Source organism: Micromonospora sp. LOL_014 (genome assembly GCF_048060245.1).
GTDB lineage: Bacteria > Actinomycetota > Actinomycetes > Mycobacteriales > Micromonosporaceae > Micromonospora_E.
Genome location: NZ_JBHMIP010000006.1, coordinates 184,714 through 196,917, shown reverse-complemented (window position 1 = coordinate 196,917; position 12,204 = coordinate 184,714). Strand labels below are relative to the sequence as shown.

General features: G+C 70.1%; 8 protein-coding genes and 1 tRNA gene. All 9 read right to left on the bottom strand.

Annotation, left to right across the window (positions count from 1 at the left end; all coding sequences use genetic code 11):
- Positions 1–2: 2 nt before the first annotated feature.
- The 9 genes from ACFHW1_RS07885 to ACFHW1_RS07845 all read right to left on the bottom strand — a co-directional run bounded on the left by ACFHW1_RS07885 (position 3) and on the right by ACFHW1_RS07845 (position 11,983).
- The gene (locus tag ACFHW1_RS07885) at positions 3–1,229 is read right to left on the bottom strand and encodes a phage tail sheath family protein (protein ID WP_416589673.1); all 1,227 of its coding nucleotides are present in this window, start codon (positions 1,227–1,229) and stop codon (positions 3–5) included.
- 19 nt (positions 1,230–1,248) lie between these two features.
- Complete coding sequence (locus ACFHW1_RS07880) at positions 1,249–1,842, bottom strand: DUF4255 domain-containing protein (protein ID WP_416556322.1); 594 nt, start codon at positions 1,840–1,842, stop codon at positions 1,249–1,251.
- A 198-nt stretch (positions 1,843–2,040) separates the two neighbouring features.
- Positions 2,041–3,729, bottom strand: a complete 1,689-nt coding sequence (locus ACFHW1_RS07875) for a DUF4157 domain-containing protein (protein ID WP_416556321.1) — start codon at positions 3,727–3,729, stop codon at positions 2,041–2,043.
- Between the two features lie 189 nt (positions 3,730–3,918).
- Positions 3,919–6,981 carry an AAA family ATPase gene (locus ACFHW1_RS07870; RefSeq protein WP_416615144.1) on the bottom strand — a complete coding sequence of 1,021 codons (3,063 nt, stop codon included), beginning with the start codon at positions 6,979–6,981 and terminating at the stop codon, positions 3,919–3,921.
- Between the two features lie 318 nt (positions 6,982–7,299).
- Positions 7,300–7,488, bottom strand: coding sequence for a hypothetical protein (locus ACFHW1_RS07865; RefSeq protein WP_416556319.1), 189 nt, complete (start codon positions 7,486–7,488; stop codon positions 7,300–7,302).
- Between the two features lie 828 nt (positions 7,489–8,316).
- A tRNA-Val gene (locus ACFHW1_RS07860) sits at positions 8,317–8,388 on the bottom strand.
- Between the two features lie 205 nt (positions 8,389–8,593).
- A complete protein-coding gene (locus tag ACFHW1_RS07855) occupies positions 8,594–9,058 on the bottom strand; it encodes a peroxiredoxin (RefSeq protein ID WP_416556318.1) in 465 nt (154 codons plus the stop codon).
- A gap of 14 nt (positions 9,059–9,072) precedes the next feature.
- Positions 9,073–9,510 carry a DUF3052 domain-containing protein gene (locus ACFHW1_RS07850; protein WP_123602854.1) on the bottom strand — a complete coding sequence of 146 codons (438 nt, stop codon included), beginning with the start codon at positions 9,508–9,510 and terminating at the stop codon, positions 9,073–9,075.
- Between the two features lie 109 nt (positions 9,511–9,619).
- On the bottom strand, positions 9,620–11,983 hold the full coding sequence (locus tag ACFHW1_RS07845) for a transketolase C-terminal domain-containing protein (RefSeq protein WP_416556357.1): 2,364 nt from the start codon (positions 11,981–11,983) through the stop codon (positions 9,620–9,622).
- Positions 11,984–12,204: the final 221 nt, after the last annotated feature.

The window sequence follows — 12,204 nt, the reverse complement described above, 5'->3', positions numbered from 1 at the left end:
CACTACTGGACCCCGCCGGCCCACTGGCTGATCCGGAACACCACGAACTCGGCCGGACGCACCATCGCCACCCCGATCTCGACCACCAGCTGGCCGGCGTCGCGGACCGCGGCCGGGTTGACGGTCTCGTCACAGCGTACGTAGAACGCCTGCTCCGGGGTGTTGCCCAGCAACGCACCGGAGGCCCACACCGTGGTCAGGAAGGCGCCGACGTTGCGCCGGATCTTCGACCACAGCTCCGGCGCGTTCGGCTCGAAGACCACCCACTGGGTGCCCTCGTCGATGGACTCGCGCAGGAAGTTGAACAGCCGCCGGGAGGAGATGTAGCGCCACTCGGCCTGCTCCTTGCCGGCGAGGGTACGGGCACCCCAGATCGTGATGTTGCCGCCGAACTTGCGGATCACGTTGATGTCGTCCGGGTTGAGCCCAGCCTGCTGCTGCTTGCTGACCAGCGCCTCGACGCCCAGCGCGCCCCGGATCACCTCGTTGGCCGGTGCCTTGTGCACGCCGCGCTCGGCGTCCACCCGGGCGTACACCCCGGCGATGTGCCCGCTCGGCGGCTGGTACACCTTGTTGCCGTCGGCGTCGGTGGCGCCCACGTCGATCCACGGGTAGTAGATCGCGCCGTAGCTGCTGTCCCGGACGTCGCCCTGGATCGCTGCCTTGGTCAACGTGGTGGTCTGCCGACCGTCGAGGATCGCGAACCGGTCCTGCAGATACTGGTTCTCGCAGTGGTCGAGCAGCGCGGTCTGCACCGCGTCGCTCACCGCGCCGGGAATCGCGACCAGGGCGATCTCGTCGATCGCAGCGAACGTCGCCAACGCGTCGATCAGGTCGCTGTCCGGGGATCCGGTGGCGGCATCGTCGTCAGCGTCGTCGTCGGCGGCGGCGACCCGGGTGATCCAGCAGCGGCCGCCACCGTTGTTGAAGAAGCCGTACACGGCGTGGGCGAGGGTGTGGTTGCCGGGTTGGATGTCGCCGAAGAGGTTCTTGAACGTCTCCCAGCCGTCGACCAGCTGGGCCTCGCCGGCCGGCGCCACCACGTGGAAGTCCGCCGGTACGGGTTCGCCTTCCGCCGTCACGCCGGCGCGACCGGGCAGCAGCGGCATCGTGACGTCGTCGGTGACGACGCCGACGAAGCCGGCGGTGCTGGTTCCCACACCGGCGATCGGCTTGATCGCCGAGGGGACCTCCTCGACGTACACGCCCGGCGCTAGATACTGCGGCATCTGTGGGTACTCCCCCTCGTCAGGACTCGTGGCCCACGCCCTGGCCGACCCGGACGACCGTCCCGGTCACCTCGGGCCCGACCGGCGTGGATTCGAACACGTCGACGCTGAGCGTGACGCTGTAGTGCAGAACCGCCTTGGGCCGACCGCCCATGGCCTGCCAGAACTCGCCGATGCCCTGCAGTTGGCTCTCGGCGGTGACCATCGCGCGCAATGGCGGCTGCTGGCCGGCCAGGTCGCCCCGCAGGTAGTCGGCGGGAATCTCCCGGTGGCGCAGTAGCACCCGCAGTACGTCGCCGAGCAATCGGTGCTCGTCCTGCGCCGGATTGGGCGCGCTGTCGTTGGGCCACGCGGTGACCAGATAGGAGCAGTCGACCCGGGCCGGCACCCGCCGGCGGGTGATCATCCCGGACTCCTGCCGGGTGTTCTCCCACTGGTTGGTCCGCAGCTCGTGGTTCTCCCGGACGTCGTAGAGGAAGAACGCGATCGCGGGCAGGGTGACGCCCGACGGCGGGAACTGGTCGTCCGGCGTAGCGAAGCTGACGGTGATACCGGGCAACGCCAGTTCGCCCTGCACGAGAGCGGCGAGTGACGCGTCCAGATCATGAAACACAGCCCTGTCCCGCCCCCAATTGCGTCCTTCGCGCCGGTCGACAGGTTTACCGGACGGGCGTCCCACGGGCGTCTGCGCCGGCGTCTACCGAACCGCCTTGGATGATCCTGGCCGACGAGGCAAGAGGCCTTGACCTGGCAATCCGCACGCTATTGTGATGTGCACCACATGCACTTCAGGCCGTCCCGACCGCCACAGTCACGAGATGAACAGCCCTCTGAAGATCTCTCCTGCCTTGGTGACCTCCCCCGGCGCGTACCCCTGTCTGGCCCGCAGGCTGTCGCGGACCCGGACCGCCATGTCCGCCCACTCGTTGGGCTGGTACGTGTGCGAGTAGGCGTGCCCCTCGGTCTGGGCGAACCGCCGGTTCTCGACGACCACACCGGTCCCCCGCTTGGCACCCCGACCGACGCGAGGAGTGACCAGCTCGACAGCGTTCGCACCACTGTTGGCGGAGGTGTCGAAGACTTTGTCACCCGTTCCAGCGAGGACCTCCTGGACCCACATGCCGCACATCAAGTCCAGGGCGACACCGGCCAACGGCTCCTGCATGTTTGGAAAGACTGGTTGCACATATCCGCGCCCGGCACGCCGCAGCAGTTCGTCGACGAGCTCGTCGTTGCCAAAGAGCCCTTCAAGCTCGGGATGCGAATGGACAATCTGATCTCTGACCGTGGAAAGTCTCGTCTTGTAGAAGAAGATGCCGGCATGGTTCTTGTGCAACCTGGCCCAATGGGGCACTTTACCGATGATCAAGTAGTTGATGATGAGGGCGAACAGTCCACGCGCCTCGGCGAGCGCCGCGTCGCTGTAGTCTTCATCGATGTTGTCTCGAATCCATTGAACGATATCACCAGCCCGGGTGTTGGCCAGACCCAGGGCAACCTTGGAATGCCTCACCTTGCTCTGCGCCGTCCCGGGGGCCGTCGGCTGCGCACTCCGGTCGGCGAATTCGTCGCCGACCTGGGTGATCGACAGGCCGTAGGTCGCCTGCACGTGCGCGTGCGCACCCGTCAGTGTGCCCGCCGGGGCGGTGGATCCGTTCGGGTATCCGACGAAGTTCACGCCGGCCGGGTTCGCGGTCATGCCGGGGAGACCGTCCAGCGGCACGTTCGTGTTCGGCGTAAGCGCCCGGTTCTCGATGTGCGTCGCCACCCGCACGAGCCGGTTCATGACGCCGCGTACCGTGCTCTCGGAATCCTTGAACTCATCCATCGGTCCAGTCACGAGCTCAAGGATCGGAGCCGGCTGGCCGGCGCCACGAAGCGCATCCGGCACGACGGTAGCGTCCAGGCCCGCGGAATGGTCGACATGCGCCTCGAAACGCCTGCCGCGAGCAACCGCTGTGGCGTTCGCCACGGGCCGGCTCTCCACCCCGCCCTGCCGGCTGAACAACGGCACATGATGGAGCTCCAACTCGAACCCGAACTTGCGCTGCGCGACAGCCGGCCCCGCCGTGGGCGTCGCCCCGGTGGCGCACGGCCCGGCAGCTCCCTGCTGGACGGTGTGCGTCAACTCGTGCCCCAGCAGCGCATCACCCCGCGCGCTGCCCGGCCGGTACTCGCTGCGGCGCACGAACACGTCGGCGCCGACGGTGAAGGCCCGCGACCCGAGCGAATCGTTCAGCCGGTCCGACTCGGCACCGACGTGCACCCGGACCCCACTGAAGTCCGCCCCCGACACCCGCTCCATCCGCTCCCGCACACCGCCCGGCACCGCCCGCCCACCGCTGCCCCGGGCCCGGTCCACCGCCCGCGCGAGGTCAGCACTCGCCGCGCCACCGGTCGGCGCGGGCACCCGACGGATCGCCTCCGGGGCACGCTGCACGGACGACCCGAACGCCAGCTGGGAGATCCGGTCCGCCTCCCGCTCGTACGGGTCGTCCACCGGCCCGACGTTCAGTTTCGTCTGGAGGATCGCCCGCGCACCGCGATTGCCGTACCGCCGCTGCAACGTGTCGCGAGGCAGGGCGGCTCGACGCGGAGCCGGCGCGGACCCGGATGCCGCTACCGGGGTCCGGTGGGCCACACCGCTGTCGTGCTGTGCCGATTGCACGTCGAAACCTCCACAGTCTCGTCAGGAGCGCCGATCAGCGGCGACCTGCCCGTTCACCGAGTCGGCGCCGAATTCCCCCGCCGACAGGATCTTGCCCATTTTTTGATACTCACGTCTGGTCGCGTGAAGCAGATGTGCCATGGTCACCTTGCCACCGTCGGCGGCGGCGAGGAAGGCGCCGGCGAGGGCGATGTTGCGGATGTTCCCGCCGGGCAGATCGACCTGCCGCGCCAACAGGTCGAGATCGACCGCCGGGTCCAGCGGTGCCTGCTCGGGCCAGACCTGCGCCCAGATGCGGCGGCGGTCCGCCTCATCGGGGACCGGGAAGTCGATGGTGGCGTGCAGCCGGCGGGTGAACGCGTCGTCGAGGTTCTTCCGCAGGTTCGTCGCCAGGATCACCACTCCCTCGTGCTGCTCCATCCGCTGCAGCAGGTAGCTGACCTCCAGGTTGGCGTACCGGTCGTGCGCGTCGCGGACCTGGGAACGCTTACCGAACATCGCGTCGGCCTCGTCGAAGAAGAGCACCGCGTTGCTGGTGGCGGCCTCGGCGAAGATCCGGGACAGGTTCTTCTCGGTCTCGCCGATGTACTTGCTCACCACCGTCGACAGGTCGATCCGGTACAGATCCAGGCCGAGTTCGTGGGCCAGCACGTCGGCGGCCATCGTCTTGCCGGTGCCGGACGGACCTGCGAACAGCACCGCCAGGCCGCGCCCGTTGGCCAGCTTGCGCTCGAACTCCCAGGACTCGTAGACCAGCGACCGGTAGCGGAGCTGGTTGGCAATCTCCCACAACTGTTCCATCCGGTCGGCGGGCAGCACGATGTCCGACCAGCCGTAGTGCGGCGTGATCCGCTGCGCCAGGTCGGCTAGCTTGCGGTTTGACTGCAGGCGGCACGCCGCGTACAGGTCGTCCTGGGTGATCCCGGGAGCCTCGGGTGTCCGGGCGTACGCCAGGTTGTGAGCGGTCGCCGCGGCGTCGCGGATCTGGCCACCGGTGAGCCGGAACTTGCCGGCGACGGCGGCCAGGTCCAGCGTGCCCTGGTCCGCCTCGGCGAGCGCGCCGCCCCAGATGCGCAGCCGCTCGGGGTAGCCGGGCGAGGGAAACTCCAGCCGGGCGAAGGTCAGGCCCGCCGGCAGGTCGGCCAACTCCCACGAGGTGTCACCGGCCAGAAACGCCGGAGCAGGGTACGCCGCCAGGGCGGACAGCAGCAGCGACAACCGCGGTCGGGCCTGCTCGACGAGCAGGGAGTCGACGTCCGCCCAGCACATCACCGCGCCCTGCAGCCGGGCCTCCCGCTCGACCAGGCCGACCAGCGTGGCGAACTCGTCGAACGGGCGGTCGGCCAGCAGATCGGCCGACACCACCAGCAACGGCGCGTACCAGTGGCGCGCGCACGCCGCCGCGACGCTGCGCCGGCCGACACCGTAGTCCCCCTGGCAGTAGACCACCAGGTCGTCGCCGGCGTGCTCGCTCAGCCTGGCCAGTGTCTTCCCGAACTCCGCCGGGAAGTGCAGATCATCGAGGGTCAGGGTCGGCGCGACGATCCGGGCGTACGGCTGAAGCTGCTCGGCGAGGTCGTCGTCTTCCAGCAGGAACCCGACGACCCGTGGGTCCAACCGGAGGTTGTTACCCAGCAGTGAGTGCACCGGTGCGGTCGGGTCCTCTGTCGACGTGACGAGCCGATGCCGGAGCAACGGTGCCGACGGCGCGAACCGGGCTCGCGCGGCCATCCGCGACTGACGGTCCGCGCACAACATCGTGAGAACGAGATCGACCGTCGGCAGCCGGCGGGTCAGATCGTCGTGCAGGTAGCCGTACAGCCGCTCGTAGCTCCGGTCGATCTCGGGCGCGAGGCAGGCCACGATCACTTCGACGTCGAACGGGGCGAGGTCGAACATTCCGGCCAGCGTGACCAGCCGCAGACCCACACCGCCCCGCAGGCTCTGTGCCACCCGCTCGCCGATCTCGTGGGACAACTTGTCCAGCTCGGCGGCGGTCCTCGGGTCGTCGTCGCCCGGCGGCGCCCAGTCGGGTACACCGTCCAGCAACGCGTCGGCTTCGGCCTCGGAGACATAGAAGGTGGAGAGCTCGCCGCCGGGCCGGGGCCGAGCCTTCCGGACCCGCCTGACCTGCCTACCCAGCACCAGGTCGAGCCGGGAGAGTTCGGCCAGCAGGTGTTCCGTCGAGTTGGCGTACCCCGCACCGTCCATGGATCCCAGCACCTCGTCCCGGTTGTCCCCGACCGGTACATCATTGCCGCCGGAAGCGGCCGGCGCGATCGTGGATACGCCGACAGTCAGCACCGGTCGGCCGCTCCCCGGTCGGATGTCCGCCGCCCGGTCGGCCCGGATCTGCTGGTAGAGGACCGTGGTGTCCACCGACGGGCGCACCCCGAACTCCTGGTCCACCACCGACGTACACAGCTCGTACTGCCGGAGCGCGGCGATCCGGTCGCCGGCGGCGTAGTGCAGCCGCATCAGCTGCCGGTGGGTCCGCTCGCGCGCCGCGTCGTGGCGCAGCACGGTCTGGCCGAGGCCCACGCCCTTGGCGTAGAGACCACGGGCCTCGCAGTAGCCCATGAGCTGTTCCTGCATCGACAGGTAGGTGTCGCGTAGCCGGTCCCGTTCGGAACCACACCAGTCGTGGTACCAGGTGGCGAGGAGGTCTCCACGGTAGAGATCCAGCGCGTGCTCGACCGCATGCGCCTGGTCGTCGGAGAGCGCTTCGCCGGGCACGTCGCGGACCGCCGCGTAGCTCTCCTCGAACGCGTCCACGTCCAGCCAACAGGACGCCTCCGGGTTGATCCGCACCCAGCCGGGGTCGATGACGACGAGTTCGCTCGCCGGGCGCTGGTCGTTCGGCTGGTCCTGCATGCTCGTGTTGAGCCGCCACAGTGCCTGGCGCAGGTACTTGCGGGCAACGCCGGGCTCGGCCCCCGGCCACAGCAGTTCCGAGATGGATTCGCGGGCGTGTGTCCGGTTCCGATGAATGAGCAGGTAGCCGAACAGCTCGAGCGCCTTGCCCGGCGGCGCACTGAGCGGTTGGCCACGCCGGAGGATCGAGACATCGTCAAAGAGTCTCACCTGCACGACGTGTCTCCTTCGTACCGCAACGGCCCGGCCGGCCACCGCCCGCGCGGGCACCGAGCGGCGCTCGCCGTCAGGTTGCCGCACGTCGTCCCCGGGGCACCGTAGCAATCAGGACATACGGGCGCTACGCTACTCCACGATGGTCTGACTGGTCACCACTTCTGTCGTCGACTGGCCACTCGGCCACGACACCCGGGTCGTCGGTCGGCCCCGACAGAATGCCTCCGCATCGACGTGACGGGTGGTCCTTCCGGCCCTTGGATCCGCGGTGACGAAGAGATGCGGACTGTCCCGGCACCCGCAGGCCGGCGGTCAACGCGCCCGTCGCCCCATCTGACTCACCAGCGCCTGGGTACGCCCCACCAGATCCGCGAGCTCCCGCCAGCTCGGCGCCGGCATGATGTCCGTTCCGAGTTGCGTGCCCAACTCCAGTCCGGCGAACCGGACCAGCGCGTCGAACCTGCCGGCGATGTCGGCAGCTGCCGTGTCCCCGACACCCATCTGTGCGACGGGATCCGTCCGTGCGCCCCGCCCCGGTCCTGCCCTTGTCGACCCGCCGCAAGCTGGGGCCGATGGCCAACCGTCGAGGAACATCCGTGCGTCCGCGTCCGGCAGCGTGGCGAGCCGCCGGTCGGGCAACCGCAGCGTCTCCCCCCGCGTCCGCCATCAGCATCCAACCGGCGGCGGTATCGGCCACCAACAGCGGCGGCACCGCGTCGGGCCGGCGGGCGGCGATGCCATTGAGCCCCACCGCCAGGCGACACCGGTTTCTGTTCCAGCGTGATCCCCCAGGGGGATTCTTATCCCGCAACGGGATCACGATGAAAACGTGTCGCCGCCCCAGAGACGGCGTCCGGTAGCCGACAGGAGCCTGGCCTCGACACCGTCCCCGACGACCGCTGCCGCCGAACCAGGATGAACCATCCCAATGCGGCGAAGACGACGAGCAGCGCCACCGCGAACAGGGCCGTTCCGAGCCAATGCGGCACCGGGACAAGAAACGGGACTTGCTGGATGAGCAGACCCGCGCCGAGCGACGCTTGGCACCCACCGTTGCGGACCGGCAGAGACCGCTGGCTCATCGTCGGTCGAACGAAGCGAAGCCGGGACAGGGGTGATCGACGCGTCACGGCGGTGTGGACACCGAGAACGATCAGAAGGAGGCCGCAGAAAGTCAGCACCAGGCGGGCAGCCACCAACAGGGGATCGGCGTCACTCAGGCTCATGCGGCAATCAATCAGCTGGATGTCAAGGCCGCAAGTCGATCTGGCCCCACCGAGGGCCGGACGGGCTGGCCCTCGGTGACGCTCCGTCGCTGGTCGGGATGGGTGGGCGCGGCAGGTTTCGAACCTGCGACCCCTCGCTTGTAAGGCGAGTGCTCTCCCACTGAGCTACGCGCCCGGGCATCACAAGAACTGCCGGCCCGGCGGCGGCCAGTTTACCCTGCCGTCTCCGGCGCGGCGCGACCGAGTTCCCGGCGGTCGGCGACCGTACGGCCGGCAAGCGGACTGCCCCGGCCCGCGGGGCCCGCCGGACGGTAGCGGGTCCCGCAGGGTCGGACGCTGGTCAATCGGCCCGGAGGCTGGTCAGTTGTCCGTGACGCGGGTCAGTTGGCCAGGTCGGCCAGCGCCTTGCGCCACACGGCCTGGTCACGGGCCTGACCCGGCCCGTTCATCTCGGCGAAGCGGACCACGCCGGTCATGTCGATCAGGAACGTGCCCCGGTTGGCGATCCCGGCGGCGTCGTTGAACACCCCGTACGCCTGGGCGACCGCGCCGTGCGGCCAGAAGTCGGCGAGCAGCGGGAACTGGAATCCTTCCTGCTCCGCCCAGATCTTGTGGGTGTAGACGGAGTCCACGCTGACGGTGAGCGTCTGCACGTCGTCGTTGACGTAGGCGTCGATGTTGTCCCGGACCTCCTGCAGCTCGCCCTGGCAGGTGCCGGTGAACGCGAGCGGGTAGAAGATCAGCAGGACCGCCTGCCGACCCCGGAAGTCGGCCAGCCGCATCTCCTGGTTGTTCTGGTTCTTGAGGGTGAAATCCGGTGCCGGCGTGCCGACCTCGACGGGCATGTGCGCTCCTTCACTCACTTCTTGGCCTTGGCCCCACGGCGCAGTACCAGCCGTGCGGCACTCCAGTCCTTGCCGGCGTTGACCATGGAAGTCTGTTGCAGTCCGGCGCTGGGCGCGGACTCGCTGATGTCACTCGGCTCGACGTGGCCGTCACGCCCGGCCTTGGGCGTCAGCAGCCACACCACCCCGTTGTCGGCCAGCGGGCCGAGCGAGTCGACGAGCAACTCGAACAGGTCTCCGTCACCGTCGCGGTACCACAGCAGCACCGCGTCGACGACCTCGTCGGTGTCCTCGTCAACCAACTCGCCGCAGCGGTCGGTCAGGGCGTCGCGGAGATCCTGGTCGACGTCGTCGTCGTAACCCATCTCCATGACCACCATGCCCGGCTCGATGCCGAACCGGTCCGCCAGGCTCCGTACGCCGTCGGCGGCCTGACCAGCGGTCGCGCTCACTGTTACTTGCCTCCTCGTCTTGAGCTGCCGGTATCCGTCGGACACCGATAGCGGGTAGTTCACACAGTTGTGCCGCCCGGCGCAAGTGGCGCACCGAGTTCACCGGAATTTACCGTGCCAGCAGCGCTCGGGCACCCTGGGTGATGGCATCTTCGCCGACCAGCACCTGGTTGGCGACCGGGCCGAGGGGGACGTAGGTGTCCAATGCCGCTATCCGGGCAGCGGCTCCGACGTACCCGGCTTCGACCAGCGCTGCCAGCACCCCCTCACCGACCCCGCCGGAGCGGCGGGTCTCGTCGACCACCAGCACCCGGCCGGTCGCCGTCGCCTCGCGGATGATGTCGGCCACCGGCAGCGGCATGAGCCAGCGCAGGTCGACGACCCGGCAGCCGGCCCCTTCGGCGGCCAGCCGGGCCGCGACTCGCAACGACATCCGTACGCCGTTGCCGAAGGTGATCACCGTCAGGTCCTCGCCGCTGCCGACGGAGTAGCTGCGGGCCCGGCCGACCGGGATGTGCCGGGCGCCCCACTCCCCTGGCGGGGTGTACGGTGCCAGCCACAGTCCGTCATCCGGACTGTGCAGGTCACGGGTGTCGTAGAGGGCGACGGGCTCCAGGAAGACGCACACACTGCCGTCGACCGCCGCGCTGGCCAGGCAGGACCGCAGCAGCCCGGCGGCGTCGTCGGCCCGGGCCGGCACGGCCAGCACCAGGCCGGGGATGTCGCGCAGCACCGCAAGCGAGTTGTCGTTGTAGAGATGTCCGCCGAGGCTCTCCTGGTAGGCCAGACCGGGCACCCGCAGCACCATCGGGTTGCGGTAGCCGCCCCGGGAGAGGAACTGCAGCGCGGCGGCCTCACCGCGCAGCTGGTCCTCGGCGCTGTGCAGGTGGCTCAGGTACTGGATCTCCGGTACCGGCAACTGACCGGCCAGTCCGGCGCCGAGTCCAATGCCGAGGATCGTGGTGCCGTCGCCGGTGGTGTCGAAGACGCGGTGGACGCCGAACCGATCCTGCAGCCCGGCGGTGACGCCGTACACGCCGCCCTTGACGGCGACGTCCGCACCGAACACGGTCATCGCCGGGTACGCCAGTAAACCGTCGGCGAGCGCTGCGGTGATCGTCTGGGCCAGGGTCATTGGCCCGCGTTCCTCCGGCAGCCGGGTGCCGAGGGTGGTGGCGCGGGTGGTGGCCGCCGCTCCGGCCGCGCGGGCACCGGTGTCGGCGACCACCCGGGCGACCCGGATCGGCCGGCGCGGGGCGAGAGTGGCCACGACCTGTCCGGCGGTGTCGAGCTTGGCCTCCCCGATGACCTCCTCGGCGACCTTGCGCACCTGCCAGCCGACTTCGTCGTACCGGGAAATGATCTCGTCGGGGCTGGCCAGGCCGGCGGCGACCAGCAACCGCGCGCTGCCGACCAGCGGGTCTCGGGCGACGTCGCGGTCGATCTCCTCGGCCGACCGGTACGCCGATTCGACGTCGACGCCACTGTGCCCCATCAGCCGGACGGTGGACAGGTGCAGCACCGCCGGCCGGCGGTGCTCGCGGACCCAGGCGGCAGCCTCGGCGGCGACGTCGTAGGTGGCCGCCAGGTCGCACCCGTCGGCGGCGAAGTACCGCAGTCCTGGTCGGCAGCGCAGCGTCTCGGCGACCCAGCCGTCCGGCGACCGTACGCTGCCGCCCAGTCCGTTGTCCTCGCAGACGAACAGCACCGGCGTGGACAGCCCCGCGTGGTCGGCCCAGCCGGCGGTGTTGAACGCCGACGTGGCGGCGGCGTGGTTAACTGCCGCGTCGCCGAAGCTGCAGACCACGATGGCGTCGTCCGGCCAGGGCAGCCGGGGTTCCAGGTACGGCCGGCCGACTGCGGCTGACCGGGCCAGCCCTGGTTGACGTTGCCGGACGGTCGGCACCATCCGGCGCATCTGGTCGATGCCGAGCGCGGTCCCGACCGCCCGGGGCAGGTGCCCGCCGGCGGTGCCGGCGGTGGGCACGACGTTGATCGCGGTGTTGCCGAACACCTTGCCCCGGCCGCCGGTGGTCGGGTCGGAGGCGGAGGCGACGGCGCCGCGCAACACGTCCCAGGCGGCGTCGGTGACCGGGTCGGTGCCGGGTGCGCAAGCGTCGGTGCCGGCCACGGGGTCGGCCGCGTCGGAGCGAAGGCCCGGCTCGACGCCGGGCTCGTGGCCGGCGGCGAGGCCGGCCTGGGCGAGCCGGGCGCAGTAGAAGCCACCGGACCGGTAGTGCAGTAGCGCCGGGTCGGTCACCCGGACGGCAGCGGCCAGCGCCGCGTTGCCCTCGTGGCCGGACGAGCCGAGTGTGTAGAAACCTTCTCCGAAGCTGCGCAGCCAGCGTTTGGCCAGGTCGAGATGGCGGCTGGTGAGTTGGGCGTCGAACAGCGCCAGCGCGGACTGCCCGGTGAGCAGGGTGCCGTCGCGTACCGGTTGTTCGGGTGCCCGTCGGTCCGGCGCGGTGTCCATCGCGGCGACCGCGGTGCGGAACCGTTCGTCGAGGTCCTGCGGGGTGGTCACGTCGGACAGCATTACCGACGCCCGCCAGGCGCGGCCACCGGGCGGCGGACGGGCCGCCACTGGGCCGGGTCGGGGCAGACTGCAGCGCCGCTGGTGGCCGGGGAGGTCATGGTCGCGATGCTACGCGGCAGCCCGGCAAACGGCAGCGCAGCCGCGCCGCCAGGCGCGGC